The organism is Pseudomonas sp. GL-B-26, assembly GCF_019947405.1.
GTDB lineage: Bacteria > Pseudomonadota > Gammaproteobacteria > Pseudomonadales > Pseudomonadaceae > Aquipseudomonas.
This window is the reverse complement of the sequence record NZ_JAGYGJ010000003.1, coordinates 150,792-177,499: the sequence shown is the minus strand read 5'-3', so window position 1 is coordinate 177,499 and position 26,708 is coordinate 150,792. Positions and strand designations below refer to the sequence as shown.

The window sequence follows — 26,708 nt, the reverse complement described above, 5'->3', positions numbered from 1 at the left end:
TGGGAGCCAACTGACATGGAACGTCTGACACGCATTTTGGCCGCACTGACCCGCTGGGGTCTGGGGCTGTGTGCGTTGGTATTGGTGTTGATGGCGTTGTACGTCAGCCTCGGCCGAGAGCTGACGCCGCTGGTGGCCGAGTACCGTGCCGAAGTCGAAGCCAAAGCCAGCGCTGCCTTGGGCATGCCGCTGAACATCGGCGAACTGGAAGGCAACTGGAGCGGCTTTGCTCCGATCATGCTGGCTCACGACGTGATGGTCGGCGAGGGCGCCAATGCCCTGCGTCTGGATCAGGTGCGCGCGGTGCCGGATCTTTGGGCCAGTCTGATGGCTCGCGAAGTGCGCATCGCTCACCTGGAACTCAGGGGCCTGAAGATCAGCCTCAAAGAAGGCGAGGACGGCCATTGGGCGCTGGAAGGTTTGCCGGTGCAGCAGGATCAGCCGCTGGATCCTGAGCAATTGCTCAATCGCATGCAGATGGTTCAGCAACTGTCGGTACTCGATAGCCAGGTCACTTTGCAGCCACTGCAAGAGCAACCGCTGACCCTGACTTACGTCGGCTTGAATCTGAAAACCGGCGTCTCCCGCCAGCGCCTCGACGCCCGTTTGACTCTGCCCGACGGACAACCGGTGGCCATCAGTCTGCGTACTCGTCTGCGCGCCAGCGAATGGAAAGACGGCGAGGCCGAAGCGTATTTGAGCCTGCCGCAAAGCGACTGGTCGAAATGGTTGCCTGAGCGCGTGACCCAACAATGGAATTTTTCCGAGTTCAAGGCCGGCGGCGAGCTTTGGGTGAACTGGAGCAAGGGTGCCCTGCAAAGTGCTGCGATTCGCTTGAACGCGCCGCAACTCAAGGGCGCGTACGCCGAGCGCAAGCCGATCCAGATCAACAATCTGGCGCTCAATGGCTATTTCCAGCGCAGCTCTGAAGGCGTGCTGGTAACCCTGGATTCGCTGGCCATGAGCCTTGGCGAGACTCGTTGGGAATCGCATCTGCAATTCAAACAAAACGCGGCGACCGACAAGACTGAAGAGCTTTGGCATCTGCAAGCCGACCGCCTCGATCTCACCCCGATCACCCCGATACTGAATGCATTGGGGCCGCTGCCCGAGGGCGTCGCCACCGCCGTCGAGCGACTCAAAGTGACGGGTGGCCTGCGCAACGTACTGATCGACTTCCGACCCACTGCCACCGACGACAGCAAGTTCAGCTTTGCCGCCAACCTGGATCGGGTCGGCTTCGATGCCTATCACGGTGCTCCGGCGGCGCGAAATGTCAGTGGCAGCATCAGCGGTGATCTGGGCGGTGGTGAGCTGCGCATGGACAGCAAGGATTTTTCCCTGCACCTGGACCCGATTTTCGCCAAGCCATGGCAGTACATTCAGGCCAATGCCCGACTGACCTGGAAACTCGATAAAGACGCCTTCACTTTGATCGCGCCGTACCTGAAGGTGCTGGGCGAGGAGGGCAAGATTGCCGGCGACTTCCTGATCCGTCTGCATTTCGACCACACCCAGGAAGACTACATGGACCTGCGGGTCGGTCTGGTGGACGGCGACGGGCGCTACACCGCCAAGTACTTGCCTACACTGCTCAGCCCGGGGCTGGACGAATGGCTGCGTACGGCGATTCTCAAAGGTGCGGTGGACGAAGGCTTCTTCCAGTACCAGGGTTCGCTGAACCACGGGGCCGCCGAGACGGCCCGCAGCATCAGCCTGTTCTTCAAGGTTCACGACGCCGAACTGGCCTTCCAGCCAGGCTGGCCACATGTCAGCAAAGTCACGGGGGACGTGTTTGTTGAAGACAGCGGTGTGCGGATCCTGGCCAGCAAGGGGCAGTTGCTCAATACCCAGGTCAGCGACATTTACGTCAATATTCCCCGTGCGCCAGCGGGGCAAAACGTCCATCTGTTCCTCGACGGCGGATTCGCCGGCGGGTTGGGCGATGGCCTGAAGATTCTCCAGGAAGCACCGATCGGCACCGCCGCCACCTTTGCCGGTTGGGAAGGCGAGGGCGATCTGCGGGGCAAACTGAAACTGGACATTCCATTGGTCAAAGGCGAGCAGCCGAAGATCCTCGTCGACTTCAAGACCGCCAACGCCCGTCTGAAACTGGCCGAGCCAACTCTGGAGCTGACTCAGCTCAAGGGCGATTTCCGTTTCGACAGCACCAAGGGTTTGAGCGGGCAAAACATCACCGCGCGCGCCTTTGATAAACCGGTTACTGCACAGATTTTCGCCGATGGCGGTCCCGGCACCCTCAAGACTCGCGTCGCCGCCTCGGGCCAGGTCGAGGTCAAGAAACTGACTGATTGGCTGAGTGTGACTCAGCCGTTGCCAGTGTCCGGTGTGATCCCTTATCAGCTGCAATTGAACCTTGATGGGGCCGACAGTCAATTGATGGTCAGCTCCAACCTCAAGGGCGTAGCAATCGATTTGCCGGCACCGTTCGGCATGGCGGCCGACGTCGGCCGCGACACCACGTTCCGCATGACCCTGCAGGGGCCCGAGCGGCGCTACTGGGTCAACTACGGTGAGCTGGCGAACTTCACGTTTGCGGCGCCGCCCGGCAATTTTGCCGACGGTCGTGGCGAGTTGTTCCTGGGTGGCGGTAATGCCGTGCTACCCGGCGCCAAAGGCCTGCGGGTGCGCGGCGTGCTGTCGGAACTGGACGTCGGCCCCTGGAAGGACCTGGTAGACAAGTACGCCGGCCAGGATGCGGGCGGCAACGCCAAACAGTTGCTCAGCGGTGCGGATTTCAAGATTGGCAAGCTCAGCGGTGTCGGCACTACGCTCGATCAGGCTTCCGTACAGTTGAACCGCAAACCCGCCGCGTGGGCCTTGCAACTCGACAGTCAGCAGGTCAAGGGCAGCGCCAGCATCCCCGATGCGAAAGCCGCGCCGATTGCGATCAATCTGCAATACGTGCGTTTGCCGGCGCCTGACCCGACGGTCCTGGCCGACGAAAATTCGCCGGATCCGCTGGCCTCGGTGGATCCGACGAAGATCCCGGCAATGGATATCACCATCAATCAGCTGTTCCAGGGCAAAGACCTCGTCGGGGCCTGGTATCTGAAAGTCCGTCCGACCGCCAAGGGCATTGCGCTTAATACGCTGGATCTGGGCCTCAAGGGCATTCTCCTGCAGGGCAGCGGCGGTTGGGAAGGCACGCCCGGATCCAGCAGCAGTTGGTACAAGGGCCGGATCAGCGGCAAGAACCTCGCCGATGTACTGAAGGGCTGGGGCTTTGCGCCGAGTGTCACCAGCGAAGATTTTCATATGGATGTCGATGGTCGCTGGCCCGGTTCGCCGGCCTGGCTGGCCAGCAAGCGCTTCTCTGGAACCCTCGATGCTTCGCTGAAAAAAGGCCAGTTTGTTGAAGTTGAGGGCAGCGCCCAGGCGTTGCGAGTGTTTGGCTTGCTGAACTTCAACTCCATCGGCCGCCGGCTGCGTCTGGACTTTTCTGACTTGTTTGGCAAAGGCCTGAGTTATGACCGGGTCAAGGGTTTGTTGGTCGCGACCAACGGCGTTTACGTGACCAAGGAGCCGATCCAGATGACCGGCCCGTCGAGCAATGTTGAGCTCAACGGCACTCTGAACCTGGTGGGTGACCAGATCGACGCCAAGTTGCTGGTGACTTTGCCAGTAACCAACAACCTGCCGATTGCCGCGCTGATCGTCGGTGCACCGGCTATCGGCGGCGCGCTGTTCCTGATCGACAAGCTGATCGGTGACCGTGTGGCGCGTTTCGCCAGCGTCCAATACACCGTCAAGGGGCCGTGGAAAGAGCCGAAAATCACCTACGACAAGCCTTTTTGACCTTCTTTCTCAGAGCCCACGTCCTTGGCCGATGGAGTAGCATGGCCATACATAGCGGCGCAGATCCCCTGTAGCAGCTGGCGAAGCCTGCGTCCGGCTGCGCAGCAGTCGTAAATCCGGGATGCACGGTTTATCTGAAAGACCGCGGTGTCTGATTTTACGACTGCTGCGTCCGAACGCGGCCCGAACCGGACGCAGCCTTCGGCAGCTGATACAGGTCGGTGTACAGATTTCAAAAAGGAAAGGCCATGTCTGTAGCGGTGATTCAAATGGTCAGCCAGAGCGATGTGCTGGCCAATCTGGCCCAGGCCCGTCGGCTGCTTGAGCAAGCGGCAGCCGGTGGTGCGCAGCTTGCCGTACTGCCGGAAAACTTCGCCGCCATGGGCCGTCGCGACATTGCCGACATCGGCCGCGCCGAGGCATTGGGTGAAGGCCCGATCCTGCCATGGTTGAAACAGACCGCCCGCGACCTCAAGTTATGGATAGTGGCCGGCACCTTGCCGTTGCCGCCGGTGGATCAACCGACGGCCAAAGTGCATGCCTGCTCGCTGCTGGTGGATGACCGCGGCGAAACCGTTGCACGGTATGACAAGTTGCACCTTTTCGACGTCGATGTGGCGGACAATCGCGGGCGTTATCGCGAATCCGATGACTATGCTTATGGCAGTGGGGTAGTCGTGGCGGACACGCCCGTCGGTCGAGTCGGGCTGACGGTGTGTTACGACCTGCGCTTCCCGGAGCTGTACAGCGAATTACGCGCTGCCGGTGCAGAGTTGATTACCGCGCCGTCGGCCTTTACCGCGGTGACCGGCGCGGCGCATTGGGATGTATTGATTCGCGCGCGAGCCATCGAAACTCAATGTTATATGCTCGCGGCTGCCCAGGGTGGGACGCATCCGGGGCCACGAGAAACCTTTGGCCATGCCGCGATTATCGACCCGTGGGGACGTGTGCTGGCGCAACAGGATCAAGGCGAGGCCGTGCTGCTGGCCGAACGCGATAGCAGCGAACAGGCGTCCATCAGGGCGCGGATGCCGGTGTCCAGTCACCGGCGCTTTTTCTCGCAGGGCGCCCGGCGACCTGCCTCAGAACGATGAATTTAAGGCGTAAAGCATATGAGCGAGTTGTTGTCCTCAGTCAGTGAACACCTCCTGGCGCCCGGCGGCGTAACGATCGAGAGCCTGCAAGGTGTACTCGGCGATCTGGCCGGCCCGGGCATCGATGCTGCCGACCTGTATTTCCAGGGGCAGATTTCCGAGTCTTGGGCGCTGGAAGACGGGATCGTCAAGGAAGGCAGCTTCAATCTTGACCAAGGTGTCGGTGTGCGAGCGCAATCGGGTGAAAAAACCGGTTTTGCCTACAGCAATGCCATTACCCTGGAAGCCCTCGGCGCCGCGGCCCGTGCTGCACGTTCGATCTCCCGCGCTGGTCAGAACGGCACGGTGCAAGCCTTCACGACTCAGGATGTCGCCCAGTTGTACGGGCCGGACAATCCGTTGGAAGTGATGACCCGTGCCGAGAAGGTCGAACTGCTCAAACGCATCGACGTCGCGACTCGCGCCCTCGACACGCGTATCCAGCAAGTCACCGTGAGCATGGCTGGCGTCTGGGAGCGAATCCTCGTGGCTTCTACCGACGGTGGCCTGGCCGCCGATGTTCGGCCGTTGGTGCGCTTTAACGTCAGCGTGATCGTCGAGCAGAACGGCCGCCGTGAGCGCGGCGGTCATGGCGGTGGCGGTCGTACCGATTACCGTTATTTCCTCAGCGATGACCGCGCCATGAGCTACGCCCGTGAAGCGCTGCGTCAGGCGTTGGTGAATCTGGAAGCCATTCCTGCGCCGGCCGGTACGTTGCCGGTGGTATTGGGTTCGGGCTGGTCCGGTGTGTTGCTGCACGAAGCGGTCGGCCACGGTCTGGAAGGCGACTTCAACCGCAAGGGCAGTTCGGCGTACAGCGGTCGTATGGGCGAGATGGTTGCGTCCAAGCTTTGCACCATCGTCGATGACGGCACGCTGGCCGGTCGTCGCGGTTCCCTGAGCGTCGATGATGAAGGCACCCCGACCGAGTGCACGACACTGATCGAAAACGGCGTACTCAAGGGCTACATGCAGGACAAGCTCAATGCCCGTCTGATGGGCGTGGCCCGAACCGGTAACGGTCGTCGCGAGTCCTATGCGCACCTGCCGATGCCGCGCATGACCAACACCTACATGCTGGCGGGCGAAAGCGACCCGGCAGAAATCATCGCTTCGGTGAAGCGGGGCATCTACTGCGCCAACCTCGGCGGCGGTCAGGTGGATATCACCAGCGGCAAATTCGTGTTTTCCACCAGCGAGGCGTACCTGATCGAAGACGGCAAAATCACTGCCCCGGTCAAAGGCGCGACGTTGATCGGCAACGGGCCGGAAGCCATGAGCAAAGTGTCGATGGTCGGTAACGATCTGGCGCTGGACAGCGGCGTGGGGACGTGTGGCAAGGATGGGCAGTCGGTGCCGGTGGGTGTCGGCCAGCCAACGCTGAAAATCGATGCGATCACTGTGGGTGGCACGGGGTCGTAAGGAAATACAACTCCTGTAGGAGCTGCCGCAAGCTGCGATCTTTGCTTTTTAAGATCAAAAGATCGCAGCCTGTGGCAGCTCCTACAAGGGCTGCGGTGACTTAACGCAGACCGCGTTGAGTCTCGTCCAGCTCACGGATGTACTTGAAGATTTTACGGCTCGATGCCGGTGGCTTGTTGGTCGCCAGTTCGTGCTGGGCCTGACGGATCAGGGAGCGCAATTGCTGACGATCAGCCTCCGGGTAGTCGAGCACGAACTTCTCCAGGACTGCATCGTCGCCCGCGATCAAGCGATCGCGCCAGCGTTCCAGACCATGGAAACGTTCGTTGTACTGCCGAGTGGAGGCATCCAGTTGATCGAGCAGAGTCAGAATGGCGTCAGTGTCCTGATCGCGCATCAGTTTGCCGATGAACATAAGGTGCCGTTTACGCGCGATATTCGCGGTGTGCTTTGGCGCATCGGCCAGGGCCCGGCGCATAGCGTCGGTCAACGGCAGTTTTGCCAGCAAGTCAGGCTTGAGTGTTGTAAGGCGCTCGCCAAGGTCAACCAGAGCATGAAGCTCGCGTTTAACCTGGGATTTGCTTTTTTCTCCCGTATCGAGGGAGTCGTCGTAAGAATCAACCATGGTGGCCGTCCGCAAAGAAACGCCGCCATGATAACCAGTCGGGGGCCGCTTGTCCGGCCCGGTCGCTCGAAGGCCCTAGCCGAAAGCAGAATTTGAGTGGAGAACAGCATGAGTGCAGTTGAAAGCGTCGGCCCACAAGCGTTGCCGGCACTGCAAGAACAAGTCGAGCAGATCATCGCTGAAGCCAAGCGCCAGGGTGCCAGTGCCTGTGAAGTGGCGGTGTCCCTGGAGCAGGGCCTGTCGACCTCGGTGCGTCAGCGTGAAGTCGAAACCGTCGAATTCAACCGCGATCAGGGCTTCGGCATCACCTTGTACGTTGGCCAGCGCAAGGGCTCGGCCAGCACGTCCGCCAGTGGTCCGGAGGCGATTCGCGAAACCGTCGCCGCCGCATTGGCCATCGCCAAGCACACGTCTGAAGACGAAGCTTCGGGCCTGGCGGATGCTGCGCTGATGGCCAAGGATCTGCAGGATTTCGACCTGTTCCACCAATGGGACATCACCCCGGAGCAAGCCATCGAGCAGGCCCTGGCCTGTGAAGCGGCGGCGTTTGCCACCGACAGCCGGATCAAGAACGCCGATGGCACCACCCTCAGCACCCATCAGGGCTGCCGCGTTTACGGCAACAGCCACGGTTTTATCGGCGGATACGCGTCGACCCGGCACAGCCTGAGTTGCGTGATGATCGCCGAGGCCGACGGCCAGATGCAGCGCGATTACTGGTACGACGTGAACCGTCAGGGCAATTTGCTGGCCTCTCCGGAGAGCATCGGCCAACGTGCTGCGCAACGGGCGGCGAGCCGTCTGGGCGCGCGTCCAGTGCCGACCTGCGAAGTGCCGGTGTTGTTTTCCGCAGAGCTGGCCGGTGGTTTGTTCGGGAGTTTTCTGTCGGCGATTTCCGGCGGCAGTCTGTATCGCAAATCCTCGTTCCTTGAAGGCACGCTGGGGCAGAAACTGTTCCCGGAATGGCTGACCATCGATGAGCGTCCGCACTTGATGCGCGCCATGGGCAGTTCGGCGTTCGATGGCGATGGTCTGGCCACTTACGCCAAACCATTCGTCGAAAAAGGCGAGTTGGTCTCGTACATTCTCGGCACGTACTCGGGCCGTAAGCTCGGGATGCCGAGCACTGCCAACGCTGGTGGCGTGCACAACCTGTTCGTCACCCATGGCGACGAAGATCAGGCAGCCTTGCTGCGCCGCATGGGCCGCGGCCTGCTGGTGACTGAATTGATGGGCCAGGGCCTGAACATGGTCACGGGCGATTACTCCCGTGGCGCGGCGGGTTACTGGGTCGAGAATGGCGAAATCCAGTTTGCGGTTCAGGAGGTGACCATCGCCGGCAACATGCGTGACATGTTCAAACAGATCGTTGCCGTCGGTAATGACCTGGAACTGCGCAGCAACATTCGTACAGGTTCGGTGCTGATCGAGCGGATGACGGTAGCCGGCAGCTAACGCTTAACCGTTACGCAAAAAGGCGCGTCACCCATCGTTGGGTGACGCGCCTTTTTTTGTGCCGATTTTCTCGAGGTTGTTTTGGTTCTCATTATCATCTAATAATAAATCTCATTACCGAATGAGCCCGGATCATGAGTTCTGCCTTGCACGAGCAGCCTTACCTCGAAAGCTGGCGCTGGATGAGTCGCCAGATCCGTTGCGCGATGGACCCTGACGAGCCTCGCCTGATCGAACATTACCTGGCCGAAGGTCGGTATCTCGCCTGCTGCACGGCAACCTCTCCCTGGACCATCGCCGAAACTACTTTCCGCCTGTTACTCGACACCGCCGCCGATGTCGCGCTGCCCTGGCACTGGCGCACCTTTTGTCTGGACCAGGCCTGGCGGCCGTTGCGCGATCTGGAACGCCTCTCTCTGTGCAAATGCCGCCTCAAGCGCTGGCAGAGCTACACCTGGCAACTGGCGACCTGCGAGTTGCAGCCCTCGATTCCTCTCATAGAACTGGTGCAAGGATTTTCTGATGACCAAGACACGCATTGAACGCGACAGCATGGGCGAACTTCAAGTGCCGGTGGACGCGCTTTATGGCGCACAGACCCAGCGCGCGGTGGATAACTTTCCCATCAGCGGCAAACCAATGCCCGTGCAGTTCATTCGCGCGCTGATCCTGGCCAAGGCCGCCGCTGCCCGAGCCAACGTCGAGCTCGAGCAAATCAGCGAATCCCAGGGCACTGCCATCGTCGATGCGGCGCTGGGCCTGCTCCAAAGCGACTTCATGCAGCATTTTCCGGTGGATATCTTCCAGACCGGTTCCGGCACCAGTTCGAACATGAACGCCAACGAAGTGATCGCCACCCTGGCCAGCCGACTGCTCGGCGAGCCGGTGAACCCCAACGATCACGTCAATTGCGGCCAAAGCAGCAACGACATCATCCCGACCACCATCCACGTCAGTGCTGCGTTGGCGTTGCACGAGCAATTGTTGCCGGCACTGGTGCGTCTGGTTCAGGTGATCGAGGGCAAGGCCGAAGAGGTTCATCACCACGTCAAAACCGGTCGCACTCACTTGATGGACGCGATGCCGGTGCGCATGAGCCAGGTGCTCAACGGTTGGGCGCAGCAGCTCAAGGCCAACATCGGTCATCTGCAGGATCTGCTGCCGAGTCTGCAATCCTTGGCCCAGGGCGGCACTGCGGTGGGCACCGGCATCAACGCTCATCCGCAATTCGCGGCGCGTTTCAGTGAGCAACTGAGCAAGCTGACTCAGGTGCAATTCCAGCCGGGTGAGGATCTGTTTGCGCTGATCGGCTCTCAGGACACGGCGGTCAGCGTTTCCGGTCAGCTCAAGGCCACGGCCGTTTCGCTGATGAAAATCGCCAACGACCTGCGCTGGATGAACTCCGGCCCGCTGGCCGGTCTTGGTGAAATCGAGCTCGAAGCCTTGCAGCCGGGTTCTTCGATCATGCCTGGCAAGGTCAACCCGGTGATCCCGGAAGCGACTGCCATGGTCGCCGCTCAGGTCATCGGCAATGACACGGTTATCACCATCGCCGGTCAGTCGGGCAATTTCGAGCTGAACGTGATGCTGCCGATCATCGCCCAGAACCTGCTGAGCAGCATCGAATTGCTGGCCAACTCAAGCCATCTGCTGGGTGAAAAGGCCATCGCCAGCTTCAAGGTCAACGAAGCCAGGCTCAAGGAAGCGCTGTCGCGTAACCCGATCCTGGTCACCGCACTCAACCCGATCATTGGTTACCAAAAAGCTGCAGAGATCGCTAAGAAGGCCTATCAACAGGGCCGTCCGGTGATCGATGTCGCTCTCGAACACACCGACCTGACCCGCAGCCAGCTTGAGGTTTTGCTGGACCCGGAAAAACTCACCGCAGGCGGCGTGTAACCACCGCAACCGCTTTGGAGGCTCACCATGGAACACTGGAAACGCACGATCGAACGGGCAAATCGTTGTTTCATGCTGGGCGAATACGTCGATGCCCGCGAGGCTTACTTGCAGGCATTGGCTCTGGCCCAGGTGTTGTTCGAGCGCTGGGCGGATGCCGACGAAGCGGTGGCGGCCTGCGTGATTTCCCATCACAACCTGGCGGATCTGCATTTGCGTCTGAACCAGCCCGAGGAGAGCGCCGAGTACCTGTGCGCCATCTATCAGCGATTGTTGCAGACCATGCAGGACCCACGACTGGCGCCGGCCCTGCGTGAAGCAGCGTTGCGCCAGAGCAGCAAAACCTACGTCGAGCTGCTGAATTTCATCAGCGAACACGGTGAATACCCGCGTACGCATCGATTGCTGCACATCGATGCCGCCTCGCCTGCGCCTCTACATCATGGAGTTCATTGAAATGGCTTTTACCCTGCCTGCCTTGCCCTACGCCTACGACGCCCTGGAGCCGCACATCGATGCGCAGACCATGGAAATCCACTACACCAAGCACCACCAGACTTACATCAACAACCTCAACGCTGCGGTGGAAGGCACCGAGTTTTCCGAGTGGCCGGTGGAGAAACTGGTGTCAGCTGTCCAGCAACTGCCGGAGAAGCTGCGCGCGGCGGTGATTAATCAGGGCGGCGGGCATGCCAACCATTCGCTGTTCTGGGAAGTGATGGCGCCCAACGGCGGCGGTAATCCTGAAGGCTCCCTGGCTGAGGCGATCGATGAGCAGCTGGGCGGCCTGAGCAGTTTCAAGGAAGCCTTCACCAAAGCCGCGCTGACTCGTTTCGGCAGCGGCTGGGCGTGGCTCAGTGTGACGCCGCAAAAGACGCTAGTCGTTGAAAGCAGCGGCAATCAGGACAGTCCATTGATGAACGGTAATACGCCAATCCTTGGCCTGGATGTCTGGGAGCACGCGTATTACCTGCAATACCAGAACCGTCGCCCGGAATACATCAACGCGTTTTACAACGTGATCAATTGGCCTGAAGTCGCTACGCGCTATCAGGCTGCACTGATTTAAGACTTCTGCAAAAACAATCCAAGGCTGGCTATGGGCACTGAAACACTGGCGATCGGTAGTGGACGAATGTTTCGTTACGCATTCGGATCGCTGTTACTGCTGGCAGGCATGACGTTATTGGTTGCCCAAGGCTTGGCGTGGCTGGACCTCGAGCCGAAACTGCTGCGCGCGCTGCAAGGCGGGGCGATCTGCGCTCTGGGCACAGCCTTGGGCGCGGTGCCCGTGCTGGTGATTCGACGGATGCCTCAGGCGGTCAGCGATACGCTGCTCGGCTTCGGGGCCGGGGTGATGCTCGCGGCGACAGCGTTTTCGTTGATCGTTCCGGGGATATCTGCTGCTGAAAACCTGGGGCTGACGCCTTGGGCGGCCAGCGGACTGATCAGTTTCGGCATCATGCTGGGTGCGTTCGGATTGTTCCTGGTTGATCGCAAGGTGTCAGGTGCGTCGCCGGAAATGCTCGTAGGCACGCTGGAGCGACCGGTCATCCCGCCGCGAGTCTGGTTGTTTGTGTTTGCGATCATTGCCCACAACATCCCCGAAGGCATGGCGGTCGGTGTGTCGGCGGGGGGTGGCATGCCCGACGCCGATAGCCTGGCCATGGGCATCGCCTTGCAGGATGTGCCGGAAGGTCTGGTGATCGCGCTGGTATTGGCCGGGGCAGGGATGTCGCGGGTCAAGGCGTTCCTGATGGGTGCCGCGTCAGGTCTGGTCGAGCCGGTCTTCGCGTTGTTGTGCGCCTGGCTAGTGAGCCTGGCCGAATTGTTGTTGCCCTTGGGGTTGGCGCTGGCGGCCGGGGCAATGTTGCTGGTGGTCACCCATGAAGTCATTCCCGAGTCGCGCCGTAATGGTCACGACAAGCTTGCAAGTCTTGGGTTGCTGATCGGGTTTTGCTTGATGATGGTGATGGATACAGCGCTCGCTTAGCGGCTGAACGCGAACTTTGTAGCAGCTGGCGAAGCCTGCGTTCGGCTGCGAAGCAGTCGCCAGTTCGAAATCGGTGGTGCGTCAGTTCAATCGTGCGTGCATTTACGACTGCTGCGCAGCCGAACGCAGCCTTCGGCAGCTGCTACAGGGCGAGGCGTTATTCGCCTTCGCCGAAGTAGTCATTGATCAAGTTCACCAATGCCTGCAGCGCCTCATCAGCCTGTTCACCTTCGGTGCTCAGGTGGATTTTGGTGCCCTTGCCCGCAGCGAGCATCATCATTGCCATGATGCTTTTTCCGTCGACCGTGGATTCCGGCGTGCGTCCTACTCTGATCGTGCAATCCTTGAATTCACCGGCGACGCCAACGAATTTTGCAGAAGCGCGGGCATGCAGGCCCAGCTTGTTGATGATTTCAATTTCCAGAGCAGGCATCGCGGTGTGAATCCTTTAGCTGAGGTCGCGGTGGCGAACCTGGACGTTCTTCAGGGATTTTTGCAGGGCCTGGCCCAGACGTTCGGTCAGGTAGACGGAGCGGTGATGGCCGCCGGTGCAGCCAATGGCAATGGTGACATAAGCGCGGTTGCTGGCGGCAAAGCGTGGTAGCCACTTGAGCAAGTAGGTGGAGATGTCCTGGAACATCTCTTCGACGTCCGGCTGTGCCGCCAGGTACTCGGCAACCGGTTGGTCAAGCCCGGATTGATCGCGCAACTCTGGTTTCCAGTAAGGGTTCGGCAGGCAGCGCACGTCGAACACCAGATCAGCGTCAACCGGCATGCCACGCTTGAAGCCGAAAGACTCCACCAGAAACGCCGTACCGGGTTCCGGCTGGTTAAGCAGGCGCAGCTTGATGGTATCTCGCAGCTGATACAGGTTCAGGTTGGTGGTGTTTACTTTGAGATCGGCGAGGTCGGCAATCGGCCCGAGCAGGGCGGTCTCATCGTTGATGGCCTCGGCCAGCGAGCGATTGGCATTGCTTAGCGGGTGACGACGGCGGGTTTCCGAGAAACGTTTGAGCAAGGTTTCTTCATCGGCGTCCAGATAAAGCACATCACACTGGATGTGCCGGCTGCGCACTTCTTCCAGCAGTTCGGGAAACCGCGACAAATGACTCGGCAAGTTACGCGCATCGATGGATACGGCAACCAGCGGTTGTGCCAGCTCGGTGTGAATCAACGCGCGTTCGGCCAGTTCCGGCAACAGACCGGCGGGCAGGTTGTCGATGCAGTAGTAGCCGTTGTCCTCGAGAACATCGAGTGCGGTACTTTTACCTGAGCCGGAGCGGCCACTGACGATGATCAAGCGCATGATTAATGACCGTTTTGCTCGTCCAGGACAACCTGATACAAGGCTTCATTGCTCGGGGCGCTGCGCAGTTTTTCGCGCACTTCCTTGCGGTCGAGCATGCTGGCGATCTGGCGCAGTAACTCCAGGTGCGCATCGGTAGCGGCTTCCGGGACCAGCAGAACGAACAGCAGGTCAACCGGGGCACCGTCGATGGCGTCGAAATCTATGGGTGCATCAAGGTGCATCAGGGCGCTGATGGGTGAGGTACAGCCCTTCAGGCGGCAGTGGGGAATGGCGATGCCGTTGCCAAAACCGGTTGAACCGAGTTTTTCACGGGCAATCAGAGCCTCGAAGACATCTTGCATCTCCAGATCCGGCACTTCTTTGTGGATAAGGTTGGCAATTTGCTCGAGGGCTTTCTTTTTACTGCCGCCCGGCACGTTCACGAGGGAACGGCCGGGGGTCAGGATACTTTCAAGTCGGATCATGGGTTGGGAGTGTTAACGACCGGTCGCGCCCTGAAGGAGGCTTTGGGTCTTTTCCTTATGCTTTTTGAGTTGTTTATCCAGCTTGTCGGTCAGTGCGTCGATCGCCGCGTACATATCGGTATGCTCCGCGTTTGCGACCACTTCATTGCCGGGAATATGCAGCGTGGCTTCGATTTTCTGCTTGAGCTTTTCGACCGTCATCGTGACCTGCACGTTGGTGATCTTGTCGAAATGCCTCTCTAATCGTTCGAGTTTTTCGCCGATGTAGGTGCGAAGAGGTTCGGTCACTTCCAGTTGGTGTCCACTGATGTTGACTTGCATACAGCTTCTCCTTCGTTGCCAGTGCATAAAGCGGCAGGCAGAAATGCCTGCCACTGGAACGCTGTGGCGTGGCTCTACATCAACCGCTTACGTTCGCTCGAAGGCGCGATCCCGAGGGATTCGCGGTACTTGGCGACGGTGCGGCGAGCCACCTGAATGCCTTGTGCCTCCAGTAAACCAGCGATCTTGCTGTCACTCAACGGCTTTTTCTGATTTTCCGCGGCAACCAGTTTTTTGATGATCGCGCGGATCGCCGTGGACGAGCATTCACCGCCCTCGGAGGTGCTGACGTGGCTGGAGAAAAAGTATTTCAGTTCATATATGCCCCGTGGGGTATGCATGAATTTCTGCGTGGTCACCCGTGAAATCGTCGACTCGTGCATGCCCACCGCTTCGGCGATGTCATGCAGGACCAGCGGTTTCATGGCTTCGTCGCCGTATTCAAGAAAGCCGCGCTGATGCTCGACGATCTGAGTGGCGACTTTCATCAGGGTTTCGTTGCGGCTTTGCAGGCTCTTGATGAACCAGCGGGCCTCTTGCAACTGATTGCGCATGAAGGTGTTGTCGGCGCTGGTGTCGGCGCGGCGTACGAAACCGGCGTATTGAGCGTTGACCCGCAGTCGTGGCACGGATTCCTGGTTCAGCTCCACCAGCCAGCGCTCGTTGTCCTTGCGTACGATCACGTCGGGAACGACGTATTCGGCTTCGCTGGACTCGATTTGCGAGCCTGGGCGCGGGTTGAGGCTCTGCACCAGTTCAATCACCTGGCGCAGTTCGTCTTCCTTGAGCTTCATGCGACGCATCAGCTGGCTGTAATCGCGGCTGCCGAGCAGGTCGATGTAATCGGTGACCAGGCGTTTGGCCTCGACCAGCCAAGGCGTCTTGGCGGGCAACTGGCGCAATTGCAGCAGCAGGCATTCGCCCAGGTTGCGGGCGCCGATGCCGGCCGGTTCGAATTGCTGGATGCGGTGCAGGACGGCTTCGATTTCGTCCAGTTCGATGTCCAGTTCCGGGTCGAAGGCTTCGAGAATCTCCTCGAGGGTTTCGTCCAGGTAGCCCTGATTGTTGATGCAGTCGATCAGGGTCACGGCGATCAGGCGATCGGTGTCGGACATCGGGGCCAGGTTCAGTTGCCACAACAGATGGCTTTGCAGGCTTTCGCCGGCCGATGTCCGGGTGGTGAAGTCCCACTCGTCGTCATCGTTGCTCGGCAGGCTGCTGGCGCTGGTCTGGTAGACGTCTTCCCACGCGGTATCGACGGGCAGTTCGTTGGGGATGCGCTCGTTCCAGTCGCCTTCCTCGAGGTTATCAACCGTCGGGGCGGTTTCCTGGTAGGAGGGTTCCTGAATGTCGACGTTGGGTTGCTGTTCGGCTTTGTCGGCCAAGGGGTCGGCGTTATCGAAGTCGTCGCCTTCTTCCTGGCGTTCGAGCATCGGATTGGACTCCAGGGCCTCCTGGATTTCCTGTTGCAGGTCCAGGGTCGACAATTGGAGCAGGCGGATGGCCTGTTGCAGCTGCGGTGTCATCGTCAGCTGCTGGCCCATTCTCAAGACTAGCGATGGTTTCATGGCAGGGGCTTAACACCTTATTCGCCGGCGCACATGCGCCATCCACTACAGGGCGCCGGAGCGCCAAACATAAGCAAATTATATGCCCGAAACTGCAGCGTTTGCCTAGAGCGCTGTAACAATAAAAAAATGTTGATTTTTTATCGAGACAAGCGCCCGAGCAACCAGCCAGACACCTCAGTGCTTACAGGCGGAACTCATGGCCCAGATACACTTCCTTGACCAGGTCGTTGGCCAGGATGGTGGCAGAGTCACCTTCGGCGATCAGCTGGCCATCATTGACGATGTAGGCGGTTTCGCAGATATCCAGGGTTTCACGGACGTTGTGGTCAGTGATCAGCACGCCAATGCCCTTGGCCTTGAGGTGATAGATGATCTGTTTGATATCGCCCACCGAAATCGGGTCCACGCCGGCGAACGGTTCGTCGAGCAGGATGAATTTCGGGTTGGTGGCCAGTGCCCGGGCGATTTCCACGCGGCGGCGTTCACCACCGGACAGGCTCATGCCGAGATTGTCGCGGATGTGGCTGATGTGGAATTCCTGCAACAGGCTTTCCAGCTCTTTGCGACGACCGCCCTTGTCGAGTTCCTTGCGGGTCTCGAGGATCGCCATTATGTTGTCGGCTACCGAGAGTTTGCGGAAGATCGATGCTTCTTGCGGAAGATAGCCGATGCCGGCCTTCGCACGACCGTGCATAGGCTGGTGGCTGACATCCAGGTCGTCAATCAGTACGCGGCCCTGATCGGCCTGTACCAGGCCGACAATCATGTAAAAGCAGGTGGTCTTGCCGGCGCCGTTGGGACCCAGCAGGCCGACGATCTGACCGCTGTCGATCGACAGGCTGACGTCGCGCACGACCTGGCGGCTCTTGTAGCTCTTGGCCAGATGCTGAGCTTTCAGAGTTGCCATTACTGGGCCTTTTGCTCGTCGGTTTTCTTCTTCGGCTGGATCACCATGTCGATGCGCGGACGCGACTCGGTGACCTTGTTGCCCGTCGCGCGACCGGCGCTCGCAAGCTTTTTGACCGTGTCGTAGACGATTTTCTCGCCTTGGGTGACGTTGTTGTCCTTGTCGATGACTTTCGCCTTGTCGATCAGCACAACGCGGTTTTGCGAGGCGTGGTACTGAATAGTCACTCCCCAGCCCTGAACAGGCTTGGTGTCGCCCTGGGTTTGCAGTTGCTCGAAATAGGCGAGGTTGCCCACCGAAGTCACCACGTCGATGTCGCCGGTCGGGGTGCGGGTGATGGTCACAGTATTACCTTTAACGATCATCGAGCCCTGAGTGATGATCACGTCACCTTTATAGGTGGCAATGCCATTCTTGTCGTCCAGCTGGGCGTCGTCGGCCTGGATGCGGATAGGCTGCGCTTGATCGGTCGGCAGAGCCCAGGCGCTCACGCTTCCCAGTGCTGCGCTCAGACCGAGCAAAATAGGGAGGGTTTTAACGAGCCTCATACTGTCCTCTTACGTTAGATAGCAGGTGTATCCTGCTTTCTTTCAAATACGCTTTCATTCCCTTGCCAGTCGACACACCACCAGCGCCGTCGATTCTAACGGGTTGCTCGGTCTGCGCATATTGCTGCTGCGGGAACACTGTCATGCGGGTGGTGGTAATCAGGGTCTTGCGGTTTTTCTCGTCGAAGCGCGTGATGCGCACCGAGTCAATCAGTTCGACCTGAGTGCCGTCGGGATTCACTTCGCCGTGCTCGCTCTGGACATGCCACGGAAACTCGGTGCCGCGGAACATGTTCAGGTCGGGATTGGTCAACAGCGTCACTTCGGTGGCTTTCAGGTGTTCAACCTTGTCGGACGTCATTTCGTATTGCAGTTTGCCGTCCGGCAGGTATTGCACGCTGTGGGCGTTGATCGCGTAATAGTCGATCGCGGTTTCATCGATCTTTGCCACCGGCTGATCGAGGAAGCGTTCCGGGCTGATGTTCCAGTAGCCGACCGCCGCGAACATCGCTGCGATGCAACCGAACACCAGGAATTTGCGAATCTTTTTGCTCAGCATAGTTGGCTCACAGGTACGCGGCGTTTGCCGCATCAAGGCGGCCCTGCGCGCGCAGGATCAATTCGCAGAATTCGCGAGCGGCACCCTCGCCACCGCGGGCCTGGGTGATGCCGTGGGCGTGTTCACGGACGAAACTGGCGGCGTTTGCCACCGCCATGCCCAGGCCGACGCGGCGAATCACCGGCAGGTCCGGCAGGTCGTCGCCGAGATAGGCGACTTGCTCATAGCTTAGGTTGAGTTGGGCAAGAAGCTCGTCGAGCACTACCAGTTTGTCTTCGCGCCCCTGGTACACGTGTGGAATACCGAGGTTCTTCGCTCGTCGCTCGACCACCGGGGTCTTGCGGCCGCTGATGATAGCGGTCTGCACGCCGGCTGCCATCAACATCTTGATGCCTTGGCCGTCGAGGGTGTTGAACGTCTTGAATTCGCTGCCGTCTTCGAGGAAGTACAGGCGTCCGTCGGTCAGTACGCCATCGACGTCGAAAACCGCCAGTTTGATGTTCTTGCCGCGTTGCAGCAGGTCGGTGCTCATTACATTACTCCTGCACGCAGCAGGTCGGACAGGTTGAAGGCGCCGATCGGACGGTCCTCCTTGTCCACCACTACCAGTGCGTTGATTCGATGGTCTTCCATGATTTTCAGAGCCTCAGCCGCCAGCATTTCGGCCCGGGCGGTCTTGCCGTGGACGGTCATGACCTCGTCAATGGTCGTATGGTGGATGTCGATGGTCCGGTCAAGGGTGCGGCGCAAGTCTCCGTCCGTGAAGATCCCGGCCAGTTTGCCGTCAGCCTCCACAATCGCGGTCATGCCCAGGCCCTTGCGGGTCATTTCCATCAATGCGTCCTTGAGTAGCGTGCCACGTTGCACCTGGGGCAGTTCTGCGCCAGCGTGCATGACGGTTTCCACTTTCAGCAGCAGGCGTCGGCCAAGCGCGCCGCCGGGGTGGGAAAAGGCGAAATCTTCAGCGGTAAAACCGCGGGCTTCCAGCAGCGCAACGGCCAGGGCGTCGCCCATGACCAGCGCGGCAGTGGTCGACGAGGTCGGTGCCAGGTTTAGCGGGCAGGCTTCGTGCTCGACGTGCACGTTGAGGTTGACCTCGGCAGCCTTCGCCAGCGGTGAGTCAGGGTTGCCGGTCATACTGATCAATTGAATGCCCAGGCGCTTGATCAGCGGCAGCAGGGTGACGATTTCATTGGTGGAGCCGGAGTTCGACAGTGCCAGGATGATGTCGTCGCGGGTGATCATGCCCATATCGCCGTGGCTGGCTTCGGCCGGGTGCACGAAAAAGGCCGTGGTGCCGGTGCTGGCCAGGGTGGCGGCGATCTTGTTGCCGATGTGCCCGGATTTGCCCATGCCGACCACGACTACGCGGCCTTTGCTGGCCAGAATCATCTCGCAAGCGCGTACGAAATCTGCGTCGATACGGGGCAACAAGCCTTGTACGGCTTCCAGTTCGAGGCGGATGGTGCGTTGTGCTGATTGAATCAGGTCGCTGGATTGGCTCATGTCAGAAATCGTATAGCCTGATGAAAAGGCGGCGATTATAGCGGTAATGATCAAAACCCTCACGCAAGTTCGTCGCGCTTTGTCATTCCCGGTTACCGAATACCCTTAAATATAAGCTTTTACCCCGTCATGTTGCTGAACATGGCCTGGCTTGGGCCTTGGGCGCTTGGCCTTTGCAGTGATATAGTTCGCCGCCAGTTCGGCCTGCCCGGGAGGTATGTGCTTTCGCCAGAAAGTCAGGCGTCCGAGTGAGAGGCTGCATCGCAAGGAGTTTAGATGAGTGCCGATAAAGCCTACGCGGTCGAGCTGAAGGGACTGACCTTCAAGCGCGGAACGCGCAGCATTTTCAATAACGTCGATATACGTATCCCGCGCGGCAAGGTCACCGGCATCATGGGGCCTTCCGGGTGTGGCAAGACTACGCTGTTGCGGCTGATGGGCGCACAGTTGCGGCCTACCAAAGGCGAAGTCTGGGTCAATGGACAGAACCTGCCGAAACTGTCGCGCAGTGATCTGTTCGATGCGCGAAAGCACATGGGCGTGCTGTTTCAGAGTGGTGCACTGTTCACCGATCTCGATGTGTTCGAGAACGTCGCCTTTCCGCTACGCGTTCATACCGAACTGCCGGAAGAAATGATCCGGGACATTGTCCTGCTCAAATTGCAGGCTGTGGGCTTGCGTGGCGCCATCGACCTGATGCCTGACGAGTTGTCCGGCGGCATGAAACGTCGTGTCGCTCTGGCTCGGGCGATTGCCCTCGATCCGCAAATCCTCATGTATGACGAGCCCTTTGTCGGCCAGGACCCCATCGCCATGGGCGTACTGGTGCGCCTGATCCGCCTGCTCAACGATGCGCTGGGTATCACCAGTATCGTGGTCTCCCACGACCTGGCCGAGACCGCGAGCATCGCCGATTACATCTATGTCGTCGGCGAAGGCCAGGTGTTGGGGCAGGGTACTCCCGAGGAGCTGATGAACTCGCAGGAGCCACGCATCCGTCAATTCATGACAGGCGAGCCTGACGGTCCGGTCGCCTATCACTTTCCAGCGACGGATTACCGCGCAGATCTTCTGGGGCAGCGTTGATGCGCAAGATTTCACTAATAGAACGGGTTCGCCGGTTCGGCCACTCTGGCATTGACGTGCTGGGGGTGTTCGGCCGTTCGGCGATATTCCTGTTTCATGCCTTGCTTGGCCGTGGCGGCATTGGCGGCGGTTTTGGCTTGCTGATCAAGCAGCTGCATTCGGTGGGCGTAATGTCCCTGGTGATCATCGTGGTCTCCGGGGTATTCATCGGCATGGTGCTGGCGCTGCAAGGTTTCAATATTCTATCCAGCTATGGTTCGGAGCAGGCGGTCGGCCAGATGGTTGCGCTGACGCTGTTGCGCGAACTGGGGCCCGTGGTCACGGCATTGCTGTTCGCCGGGCGCGCCGGTTCGGCATTGACTGCCGAAATCGGCAACATGAAGTCCACCGAGCAGTTGTCCAGTCTGGAAATGATTGGTGTCGACCCGCTCAAGTACATCATTGCCCCGCGCCTGTGGGCCGGCTTCATTTCCCTGCCGGTGCTGGCGATGATTTTCAGCGTGGTGGGCATCTGGGGTGGTTCGTGGGTGGCTGTCGACTGGCTGGGTGTCTATGAAGGTTCCTACTGGTCCAACATGCAGAACAGCGTGACCTTTGCAGACGATGTGCTCAACGGCATCATCAAAAGCATTGTTTTCGCCTTTGTCGTGACCTGGATCGCCGTATTCCAAGGCTATGACTGCGAGCCCACTTCCGAGGGGATCAGTCGTGCCACTACCAAGACCGTGGTGTATGCCTCTTTGGCTGTACTCGGCCTGGACTTTATTCTGACCGCCTTGATGTTTGGAGATTTCTGATGCAAAACCGCACCCTGGAAATCGGTGTCGGCCTTTTCTTGCTGGCTGGCATCCTGGCTTTGCTGTTGCTGGCGTTGCGGGTGAGTGGCCTGTCCCCGAGCGCAACCACCGACACTTATAAACTTTATGCGTATTTCGACAATATCGCCGGTTTGACTGTCAGAGCTAAAGTGACCATGGCCGGTGTGACCATCGGCAAGGTCACGGCAATCGATCTGGATCGCGACAGTTTCACCGGTCGAGTGACCATGCAGCTGGAAAAACGCGTAGATAACCTGCCGACTGACTCCACTGCATCTATCCTGACCGCTGGCCTGTTGGGCGAGAAGTACATCGGTCTCAGCGTGGGCGGCGAAGAAGGCTTGCTCAAGGATGGTGGAACCATCCACGACACGCAGTCGTCGCTGGTACTCGAAGACCTGATCGGTAAATTTCTGCTCAATACCGTTAGTAAAGACGCCAAATGAGGAGCTTTTGAATGATCTCTAACTTGCGACGTGGCCTGTTGGTATTACTCGCGGCCCTGCCGTTGATGGCTAACGCCGTGGCAGCGCCCTCAGCGCACGATATCGTGCAGGACACCACCAATCGGTTACTTGCCGATCTGTCGGCCAATAAAGAGAAGTACAAGCAGGATCCGAAAGACTTTTATGCCGCGCTGGACAGCATCGTCGGACCTGTTGTGGATGCCGAGGGCATTTCCAAGAGCATCATGACGGTCAAATACTCGCGCAAAGCCACGCCTGCGCAAATGAAGACCTTTGAAGAAAACTTCAAAAAGGGTCTGTTCCAGTTCTATGGCAACGCTTTGCTCGAATACAACAATCAGGGGATCGTCGTAGACCCTGCCAAGGATGAGTCGGGAGACCGTACAAGCGTTGGCATGACGGTCAAGGGCACCAATGGCGCGATCTATCCGGTGTCTTACACACTCGAAAAGATCAATGGCGAGTGGAAGCTGCGCAACGTAATTATCAACGGCATTAACATCGGCAAGCTGTTCCGTGATCAGTTCGCTGATGCGATGCAGCGCAATGGCAACGACCTGGACAAGACCATCAATGGTTGGGCCGGGGAAGTCGCCAAAGCCAAGGAAGCCAGTCAGAAGCAAACCACCGAGACGCAAACTCAATGAGTGTGTCGGCCATTCGCATGAGCGAATCCGGCGAGCTGACGCTTAGCGGCATGCTGGATTACCGCACTGGCCCCGGTTTGCGCAAGCAGGGGCAGGCGCTGATTAAGTCCGCCAAGGCCGCGGCTCTGGTGGTCGATTGCTCGGCAGTGTTGAAGTCCAGCAGTGTCGGCTTGTCGCTGCTGCTGTGCTTCATGCGTGATGCAGAGGCGGCCGGCAAGGCGTTGAGCATCCGTGGGATGCCAGAAGACATGCGCGAAATCGCTCAGGTCAGCGAATTGACCGAGCTGTTGGCGCATCCCTAACCGCATCTATAAAGAAGCCCCCCGTCAGAGTCCTGCTTCGCGGGGTTCGCAGGCGCGGGGCTTTTTTGTATGATGTCCGACCCGCGCGCACAGGGCGCCGATTGAGGTTGAGCATGCAGGCCGTAGAAGTGAAGAGCTTCCTTGAAGGAAAGCTGCCAGGAACCCTAGTAGAAGTCGAGGGCGAAGGCTGCAACTTTCAGCTGAACGTGATTAGCGATGAACTGGCGGCGTTGAGCCCGGTGAAGCGTCAGCAGCAGATCTATGCCCATTTGAACCCATGGATCACCGATGGCAGCATCCATGCGGTCACTATGAAATTTTTCAGCAGCGCGGCCTGGGCCGAGCGCACCTGAGCCCAAGGGCGTCGAGATTCTTATGGATAAATTGATTATTACCGGTGGCGCTCGTCTTGATGGCGAGATCCGCATCTCCGGGGCAAAGAACTCTGCCCTGCCGATCCTGGCTGCAACCTTGCTGTGCGATGGCCCGGTGACTGTTGCCAACCTGCCGCACCTGCACGACATCACCACCATGATCGAGCTGTTCGGTCGTATGGGCATCGAGCCGGTGATCGACGAGAAACTCAGCGTCGAAATCGACCCACGCACCATCAAGACCCTGATCGCTCCGTACGAACTGGTGAAAACCATGCGTGCGTCGATCCTGGTGCTGGGCCCGATGGTTGCCCGTTTCGGTGAAGCCGAAGTCGCACTGCCTGGCGGTTGCGCCATTGGTTCGCGTCCGGTTGACCTGCACATTCGTGGCCTCGAAGCCATGGGCGCGGTCATTGACGTCGAAGGCGGCTACATCAAGGCCAAGGCGCCTGAAGGTGGCCTGCGCGGTGCGCACTTCTTCTTCGACACCGTCAGTGTGACCGGCACCGAAAACATCATGATGGCGGCCGCTCTGGCCAAGGGCCGCAGCGTTCTGGCAAACGCCGCTCGCGAGCCTGAAGTCATCGACCTGGCGAACTTCCTGATCGCTATGGGCGCCAAGATCACTGGCGCCGGCACTGACACCATCACCATCGATGGCGTCGAGCGTCTGCACCCGACCACTTACAAAGTGATGCCTGACCGTATCGAGACCGGCACTTACCTGGTCGCAGCTGCTGTGACCGGTGGTCGTGTGAAGGTCAAGGACACCGATCCGACCATCCTCGAAGCCGTTCTTGAGAAACTCAAGGAATCAGGTGCCGAAATCACCTGCGGTGAAGACTGGATCGAGCTGAACATGCACGGCAAGCGGCCAAAAGCCGTTAACGTGCGCACCGCTCCGTACCCGGCGTTCCCGACCGACATGCAGGCGCAGTTCATCTCGCTCAACGCCATTGCCGAAGGCACTGGTGCCGTGATCGAGACGATCTTCGAAAACCGCTTCATGCACGTTTACGAGCTGCACCGCATGGGTGCGAAGATCCAGGTCGAAGGCAACACCGCCATCGTCACCGGTACCGAAAAGCTCAAGGGCGCGCCAGTCATGGCCACCGACCTGCGTGCTTCGGCCAGTCTGGTGATCTCGGCGTTGATCGCTGAAGGTGACACCTTGATCGACCGCATCTACCACATCGACCGTGGTTACGAGTGCATCGAAGAGAAACTGCAGATGCTCGGTGCCAAGATCCGCCGCGTACCGGGCTAGTTTCTGTTGCATGGGCACAGGGACGTGCCCGTTGATTTGTTGAAGTCGAGCCGGTTTCCGGCTCGATGTGTGTCCGGCGCCATTTGCGACCGGGCATGAGTACCTTGATAAGGACTGACGTTTCCCATGTTGACCATCGCACTGTCCAAGGGCCGCATCCTTGACGACACCCTGCCGCTTCTGGCTGAAGCGGGCATCGTGCCGACCGAGAATCCGGACAAGAGCCGCAAGCTGATCATCCCCACGACTCAGGCCGATGTGCGCCTGTTGATCGTGCGCGCCACCGATGTGCCGACTTACGTCGAACATGGTGCCGCTGACCTGGGCGTCGCCGGTAAAGATGTGCTGATGGAATACGGCGGCCAGGGCCTGTACGAGCCATTGGACCTGCGAATTGCCCTCTGCAAGCTGATGACCGCCGGCCGTGTCGGTGATGTCGAGCCCAAGGGCCGGCTGCGTGTGGCGACCAAATTCGTCAACGTTGCCAAGCGCTACTACGCCGAACAGGGCCGTCAAGTCGACATCATCAAGCTCTATGGCTCGATGGAACTGGCGCCGCTGATCGGTCTGGCAGACAAGATCATCGACGTGGTCGACACCGGTAACACCCTGCGCGCCAATGGTCTGGAACCCCAGGATTTCATTGCCGACATCAGCTCCCGGCTGATCGTGAACAAAGCTTCGATGAAAATGCAGCACGCCCGTATCCAGGCGTTGATCGACACCCTGCGCAAGGCAGTGGAGTCTCGACACCGCGGCTGATTTACCTGCGCGACCTTGAGTCGCGCCCGTCTATCCGCCTCATAGCCAGAATCTCAGGTGCCCAAGCGGAAACGACTGCTAAGTTAGGGCGCCTGAGTTTTTGCCATTCCTATGAGGCTCTCGCTATGACCGCACCGACTGCAATTCGCCGACTCAACGCTGCTGACCCGGATTTCGCACATCATCTGGATCATCTGCTGAGCTGGGAAAGTGTGTCTGACGACTCGGTCAATCAGCGAGTGCTGGACATCATCAAGGCCGTGCGCGAGCGTGGCGATGCGGCGCTGGTGGAATTCACCCAGAAGTTCGACGGCCTGCAGGTCGCGTCCATGGCGGACCTGATCCTGCCTCGTGAGCGCCTGGAACTGGCCCTGACCCGAATCACCGTGCCTCAGCGTGAAGCGCTGGAAAAAGCCGCGTCCCGAGTACGCAGCTACCACGAGAAACAGAAGCAGGATTCCTGGAGCTACACCGAAGCCGATGGCACCGTGCTGGGCCAGAAAGTTACGCCGCTGGATCGCGCCGGCCTGTATGTACCGGGCGGCAAGGCGTCTTATCCGTCCTCGGTGCTGATGAATGCGATTCCAGCCAAGGTGGCCGGCGTGACCGAAGTGGTCATGGTGGTGCCGACGCCTCGTGGCGAAATCAACGAGCTGGTGCTGGCCGCAGCTTGCATCGCCGGCGTCGACCGCGTGTTCACCATCGGCGGCGCTCAAGCGGTCGCCGCGCTGGCTTACGGCACCGAAAGCGTACCGAAGGTCGATAAGGTGGTCGGTCCGGGCAACATCTACGTCGCCACCGCCAAGCGCCATGTGTTCGGCCAGGTCGGCATCGACATGATCGCCGGCCCATCCGAAATCCTCGTGGTCTGCGACGGCCTGACTGATCCGGACTGGATCGCCATGGACCTGTTCTCCCAAGCCGAGCACGACGAAGACGCCCAGGCGATTCTGGTCAGCCCGGACGCCGAGTTCCTCGACAAGGTCGCCGCCAGCATCGCCAAGCTGCTGCCGACCATGGAGCGTGCCGAAATTATCGAAACCTCGATCAATGGTCGCGGTGCGCTGATCAAGGTTCGCGACATGGAACAAGCCATCGAAGTCGCCAACCGTATCGCACCGGAACACCTTGAGTTGTCGGTTGCCGATCCGCAGGCCTGGTTGCCGCAGATCCGTCACGCGGGCGCGATCTTCATGGGCCGTCACACGTCCGAAGCCCTGGGCGACTATTGCGCTGGTCCAAACCACGTGTTGCCGACGTCCGGCACCGCGCGCTTCTCTTCGCCATTGGGTGTTTACGACTTCCAGAAACGTTCGTCGATCATCTTCTGCTCCGAGCAGGGTGCTTCCGAACTGGGCAAAACCGCTTCCGTGCTGGCCCGTGGCGAGTCGCTGACCGCTCACGCCCGCAGCGCCGAATACCGCATCATTGACGACAAGAAGGGCAACTGA

Annotated in this window: 29 protein-coding genes; 18 read left to right on the top strand and 11 right to left on the bottom strand. The window is 59.4% G+C overall.

Going from position 1 to position 26,708, the window contains the following annotated elements:
* The first annotated feature begins 15 nt into the window (after positions 1-15).
* From KGB23_RS03385 to tldD, 3 genes are all read left to right on the top strand, one after another.
* A complete protein-coding gene (locus tag KGB23_RS03385; RefSeq protein WP_223429871.1) occupies positions 16-3,819 on the top strand; it encodes a YhdP family protein in 3,804 nt (1,267 codons plus the stop codon).
* A 248-nt stretch (positions 3,820-4,067) separates the two neighbouring features.
* The gene (locus KGB23_RS03380) at positions 4,068-4,916 is read left to right on the top strand and encodes a carbon-nitrogen hydrolase family protein (RefSeq protein WP_223429870.1); all 849 of its coding nucleotides are present in this window, start codon (positions 4,068-4,070) and stop codon (positions 4,914-4,916) included.
* 18 nt (positions 4,917-4,934) lie between these two features.
* Positions 4,935-6,377: a metalloprotease TldD gene (gene tldD / locus KGB23_RS03375; RefSeq protein WP_095129451.1), complete on the top strand. Its 1,443-nt coding sequence runs from the start codon at positions 4,935-4,937 to the stop codon at positions 6,375-6,377.
* A 100-nt stretch (positions 6,378-6,477) separates the two neighbouring features.
* Here tldD and yjgA read toward each other — a convergent pair whose 3' ends face one another.
* The gene (gene yjgA / locus KGB23_RS03370; protein WP_007901505.1) at positions 6,478-7,002 is read right to left on the bottom strand and encodes a ribosome biogenesis factor YjgA; all 525 of its coding nucleotides are present in this window, start codon (positions 7,000-7,002) and stop codon (positions 6,478-6,480) included.
* Between the two features lie 108 nt (positions 7,003-7,110).
* Between yjgA and pmbA the strand changes: the two genes are divergently transcribed.
* The 6 genes from pmbA to KGB23_RS03340 all read left to right on the top strand — a co-directional run bounded on the left by pmbA (position 7,111) and on the right by KGB23_RS03340 (position 12,349).
* Positions 7,111-8,457, top strand: a complete 1,347-nt coding sequence (pmbA, locus tag KGB23_RS03365; protein ID WP_046045848.1) for a metalloprotease PmbA — start codon at positions 7,111-7,113, stop codon at positions 8,455-8,457.
* 134 nt (positions 8,458-8,591) lie between these two features.
* Positions 8,592-8,999 carry a FagA protein gene (locus KGB23_RS03360; RefSeq protein WP_150658797.1) on the top strand — a complete coding sequence of 136 codons (408 nt, stop codon included), beginning with the start codon at positions 8,592-8,594 and terminating at the stop codon, positions 8,997-8,999.
* The gene (locus tag KGB23_RS03355; protein ID WP_223429869.1) at positions 8,980-10,356 is read left to right on the top strand and encodes a class II fumarate hydratase; all 1,377 of its coding nucleotides are present in this window, start codon (positions 8,980-8,982) and stop codon (positions 10,354-10,356) included. The genes KGB23_RS03360 and KGB23_RS03355 overlap by 20 nt, the downstream gene beginning before the upstream one ends.
* A 27-nt stretch (positions 10,357-10,383) precedes the next feature.
* On the top strand, positions 10,384-10,812 hold the full coding sequence (locus KGB23_RS03350) for a hypothetical protein (RefSeq protein WP_223429868.1): 429 nt from the start codon (positions 10,384-10,386) through the stop codon (positions 10,810-10,812).
* A 1-nt stretch (position 10,813) separates the two neighbouring features.
* Positions 10,814-11,425: a superoxide dismutase gene (locus KGB23_RS03345; protein WP_223429867.1), complete on the top strand. Its 612-nt coding sequence runs from the start codon at positions 10,814-10,816 to the stop codon at positions 11,423-11,425.
* 30 nt (positions 11,426-11,455) lie between these two features.
* Complete coding sequence (locus tag KGB23_RS03340) at positions 11,456-12,349, top strand: ZIP family metal transporter (RefSeq protein WP_223429866.1); 894 nt, start codon at positions 11,456-11,458, stop codon at positions 12,347-12,349.
* A gap of 157 nt (positions 12,350-12,506) precedes the next feature.
* On the opposite strand, the gene KGB23_RS03335 is transcribed toward KGB23_RS03340, so the two are convergent.
* From KGB23_RS03335 to KGB23_RS03290, 10 genes are all read right to left on the bottom strand, one after another.
* The gene (locus KGB23_RS03335) at positions 12,507-12,782 is read right to left on the bottom strand and encodes an HPr family phosphocarrier protein (RefSeq protein ID WP_033058002.1); all 276 of its coding nucleotides are present in this window, start codon (positions 12,780-12,782) and stop codon (positions 12,507-12,509) included.
* Between the two features lie 15 nt (positions 12,783-12,797).
* On the bottom strand, positions 12,798-13,655 hold the full coding sequence (gene rapZ, locus KGB23_RS03330; protein ID WP_033058000.1) for an RNase adapter RapZ: 858 nt from the start codon (positions 13,653-13,655) through the stop codon (positions 12,798-12,800).
* A 2-nt stretch (positions 13,656-13,657) separates the two neighbouring features.
* A complete protein-coding gene (gene ptsN / locus KGB23_RS03325; protein ID WP_056742951.1) occupies positions 13,658-14,122 on the bottom strand; it encodes a PTS IIA-like nitrogen regulatory protein PtsN in 465 nt (154 codons plus the stop codon).
* Positions 14,123-14,134: 12 nt separating this feature from the next.
* Complete coding sequence (gene hpf, locus KGB23_RS03320; RefSeq protein WP_007941242.1) at positions 14,135-14,443, bottom strand: ribosome hibernation-promoting factor, HPF/YfiA family; 309 nt, start codon at positions 14,441-14,443, stop codon at positions 14,135-14,137.
* A gap of 74 nt (positions 14,444-14,517) precedes the next feature.
* Entirely contained in the window at positions 14,518-16,011 is a 1,494-nt protein-coding gene (locus KGB23_RS03315) for an RNA polymerase factor sigma-54 (protein ID WP_046045855.1), read from the bottom strand.
* A 184-nt stretch (positions 16,012-16,195) separates the two neighbouring features.
* On the bottom strand, positions 16,196-16,921 hold the full coding sequence (gene lptB, locus KGB23_RS03310) for an LPS export ABC transporter ATP-binding protein (RefSeq protein WP_223429865.1): 726 nt from the start codon (positions 16,919-16,921) through the stop codon (positions 16,196-16,198).
* A complete protein-coding gene (lptA, locus tag KGB23_RS03305; protein ID WP_056742953.1) occupies positions 16,921-17,469 on the bottom strand; it encodes a lipopolysaccharide transport periplasmic protein LptA in 549 nt (182 codons plus the stop codon). The genes lptB and lptA overlap by 1 nt, the downstream gene beginning before the upstream one ends.
* Positions 17,456-18,028: an LPS export ABC transporter periplasmic protein LptC gene (gene lptC, locus KGB23_RS03300; RefSeq protein ID WP_223429864.1), complete on the bottom strand. Its 573-nt coding sequence runs from the start codon at positions 18,026-18,028 to the stop codon at positions 17,456-17,458. Before lptC ends, lptA begins: the two co-directional genes overlap by 14 nt.
* A 7-nt stretch (positions 18,029-18,035) precedes the next feature.
* On the bottom strand, positions 18,036-18,560 hold the full coding sequence (locus KGB23_RS03295) for a KdsC family phosphatase (RefSeq protein ID WP_033057989.1): 525 nt from the start codon (positions 18,558-18,560) through the stop codon (positions 18,036-18,038).
* Positions 18,560-19,534, bottom strand: coding sequence for a KpsF/GutQ family sugar-phosphate isomerase (locus tag KGB23_RS03290; protein ID WP_046045859.1), 975 nt, complete (start codon positions 19,532-19,534; stop codon positions 18,560-18,562). Before KGB23_RS03290 ends, KGB23_RS03295 begins: the two co-directional genes overlap by 1 nt.
* A 276-nt stretch (positions 19,535-19,810) precedes the next feature.
* On the opposite strand from KGB23_RS03290, the gene KGB23_RS03285 reads away from it, so the two are divergent.
* From KGB23_RS03285 to hisD, 9 genes are all read left to right on the top strand, one after another.
* A complete protein-coding gene (locus KGB23_RS03285; protein WP_008150748.1) occupies positions 19,811-20,620 on the top strand; it encodes an ATP-binding cassette domain-containing protein in 810 nt (269 codons plus the stop codon).
* Positions 20,620-21,417, top strand: coding sequence for a lipid asymmetry maintenance ABC transporter permease subunit MlaE (mlaE, locus tag KGB23_RS03280; RefSeq protein WP_008150745.1), 798 nt, complete (start codon positions 20,620-20,622; stop codon positions 21,415-21,417). The genes KGB23_RS03285 and mlaE overlap by 1 nt, the downstream gene beginning before the upstream one ends.
* Positions 21,417-21,884 carry an outer membrane lipid asymmetry maintenance protein MlaD gene (gene mlaD, locus KGB23_RS03275; RefSeq protein WP_046045861.1) on the top strand — a complete coding sequence of 156 codons (468 nt, stop codon included), beginning with the start codon at positions 21,417-21,419 and terminating at the stop codon, positions 21,882-21,884. Before mlaE ends, mlaD begins: the two co-directional genes overlap by 1 nt.
* Before the next feature lie 11 nt (positions 21,885-21,895).
* A complete protein-coding gene (locus KGB23_RS03270) occupies positions 21,896-22,552 on the top strand; it encodes a phospholipid-binding protein MlaC (protein ID WP_223429863.1) in 657 nt (218 codons plus the stop codon).
* The gene (locus tag KGB23_RS03265) at positions 22,549-22,854 is read left to right on the top strand and encodes a lipid asymmetry maintenance protein MlaB (RefSeq protein ID WP_150658805.1); all 306 of its coding nucleotides are present in this window, start codon (positions 22,549-22,551) and stop codon (positions 22,852-22,854) included. Before KGB23_RS03270 ends, KGB23_RS03265 begins: the two co-directional genes overlap by 4 nt.
* A 113-nt stretch (positions 22,855-22,967) precedes the next feature.
* Positions 22,968-23,207: a BolA family protein gene (locus KGB23_RS03260; RefSeq protein WP_007912386.1), complete on the top strand. Its 240-nt coding sequence runs from the start codon at positions 22,968-22,970 to the stop codon at positions 23,205-23,207.
* 22 nt (positions 23,208-23,229) lie between these two features.
* Positions 23,230-24,495, top strand: a complete 1,266-nt coding sequence (gene murA, locus KGB23_RS03255; RefSeq protein ID WP_150658806.1) for a UDP-N-acetylglucosamine 1-carboxyvinyltransferase — start codon at positions 23,230-23,232, stop codon at positions 24,493-24,495.
* A 126-nt stretch (positions 24,496-24,621) separates the two neighbouring features.
* The gene (gene hisG, locus KGB23_RS03250; RefSeq protein WP_007901570.1) at positions 24,622-25,257 is read left to right on the top strand and encodes an ATP phosphoribosyltransferase; all 636 of its coding nucleotides are present in this window, start codon (positions 24,622-24,624) and stop codon (positions 25,255-25,257) included.
* A 125-nt stretch (positions 25,258-25,382) separates the two neighbouring features.
* Entirely contained in the window at positions 25,383-26,708 is a 1,326-nt protein-coding gene (gene hisD / locus KGB23_RS03245; protein ID WP_223429862.1) for a histidinol dehydrogenase, read from the top strand.

Bases quoted from the DNA above. Each gene is read 5' to 3' on its own strand.
- KGB23_RS03385 (WP_223429871.1), top strand. From the start codon at position 16: ATGGAACGTCTGACACGCATTTTGGCCGCACTGACCCGCTGGGGTCTG.
- KGB23_RS03380 (WP_223429870.1), top strand. From the start codon at position 4,068: ATGTCTGTAGCGGTGATTCAAATGGTCAGCCAGAGCGATGTGCTGGCC.
- tldD (WP_095129451.1), top strand. From the start codon at position 4,935: ATGAGCGAGTTGTTGTCCTCAGTCAGTGAACACCTCCTGGCGCCCGGC.
- yjgA (WP_007901505.1), bottom strand. From the start codon at position 7,002: ATGGTTGATTCTTACGACGACTCCCTCGATACGGGAGAAAAAAGCAAA.
- pmbA (WP_046045848.1), top strand. From the start codon at position 7,111: ATGAGTGCAGTTGAAAGCGTCGGCCCACAAGCGTTGCCGGCACTGCAA.
- KGB23_RS03360 (WP_150658797.1), top strand. From the start codon at position 8,592: ATGAGTTCTGCCTTGCACGAGCAGCCTTACCTCGAAAGCTGGCGCTGG.
- KGB23_RS03355 (WP_223429869.1), top strand. From the start codon at position 8,980: ATGACCAAGACACGCATTGAACGCGACAGCATGGGCGAACTTCAAGTG.
- KGB23_RS03350 (WP_223429868.1), top strand. From the start codon at position 10,384: ATGGAACACTGGAAACGCACGATCGAACGGGCAAATCGTTGTTTCATG.
- KGB23_RS03345 (WP_223429867.1), top strand. From the start codon at position 10,814: ATGGCTTTTACCCTGCCTGCCTTGCCCTACGCCTACGACGCCCTGGAG.
- KGB23_RS03340 (WP_223429866.1), top strand. From the start codon at position 11,456: ATGGGCACTGAAACACTGGCGATCGGTAGTGGACGAATGTTTCGTTAC.
- KGB23_RS03335 (WP_033058002.1), bottom strand. From the start codon at position 12,782: ATGCCTGCTCTGGAAATTGAAATCATCAACAAGCTGGGCCTGCATGCC.
- rapZ (WP_033058000.1), bottom strand. From the start codon at position 13,655: ATGCGCTTGATCATCGTCAGTGGCCGCTCCGGCTCAGGTAAAAGTACC.
- ptsN (WP_056742951.1), bottom strand. From the start codon at position 14,122: ATGATCCGACTTGAAAGTATCCTGACCCCCGGCCGTTCCCTCGTGAAC.
- hpf (WP_007941242.1), bottom strand. From the start codon at position 14,443: ATGCAAGTCAACATCAGTGGACACCAACTGGAAGTGACCGAACCTCTT.
- KGB23_RS03315 (WP_046045855.1), bottom strand. From the start codon at position 16,011: ATGAAACCATCGCTAGTCTTGAGAATGGGCCAGCAGCTGACGATGACA.
- lptB (WP_223429865.1), bottom strand. From the start codon at position 16,921: ATGGCAACTCTGAAAGCTCAGCATCTGGCCAAGAGCTACAAGAGCCGC.
- lptA (WP_056742953.1), bottom strand. From the start codon at position 17,469: ATGAGGCTCGTTAAAACCCTCCCTATTTTGCTCGGTCTGAGCGCAGCA.
- lptC (WP_223429864.1), bottom strand. From the start codon at position 18,028: ATGCTGAGCAAAAAGATTCGCAAATTCCTGGTGTTCGGTTGCATCGCA.
- KGB23_RS03295 (WP_033057989.1), bottom strand. From the start codon at position 18,560: ATGAGCACCGACCTGCTGCAACGCGGCAAGAACATCAAACTGGCGGTT.
- KGB23_RS03290 (WP_046045859.1), bottom strand. From the start codon at position 19,534: ATGAGCCAATCCAGCGACCTGATTCAATCAGCACAACGCACCATCCGC.
- KGB23_RS03285 (WP_008150748.1), top strand. From the start codon at position 19,811: ATGAGTGCCGATAAAGCCTACGCGGTCGAGCTGAAGGGACTGACCTTC.
- mlaE (WP_008150745.1), top strand. From the start codon at position 20,620: ATGCGCAAGATTTCACTAATAGAACGGGTTCGCCGGTTCGGCCACTCT.
- mlaD (WP_046045861.1), top strand. From the start codon at position 21,417: ATGCAAAACCGCACCCTGGAAATCGGTGTCGGCCTTTTCTTGCTGGCT.
- KGB23_RS03270 (WP_223429863.1), top strand. From the start codon at position 21,896: ATGATCTCTAACTTGCGACGTGGCCTGTTGGTATTACTCGCGGCCCTG.
- KGB23_RS03265 (WP_150658805.1), top strand. From the start codon at position 22,549: ATGAGTGTGTCGGCCATTCGCATGAGCGAATCCGGCGAGCTGACGCTT.
- KGB23_RS03260 (WP_007912386.1), top strand. From the start codon at position 22,968: ATGCAGGCCGTAGAAGTGAAGAGCTTCCTTGAAGGAAAGCTGCCAGGA.
- murA (WP_150658806.1), top strand. From the start codon at position 23,230: ATGGATAAATTGATTATTACCGGTGGCGCTCGTCTTGATGGCGAGATC.
- hisG (WP_007901570.1), top strand. From the start codon at position 24,622: ATGTTGACCATCGCACTGTCCAAGGGCCGCATCCTTGACGACACCCTG.
- hisD (WP_223429862.1), top strand. From the start codon at position 25,383: ATGACCGCACCGACTGCAATTCGCCGACTCAACGCTGCTGACCCGGAT.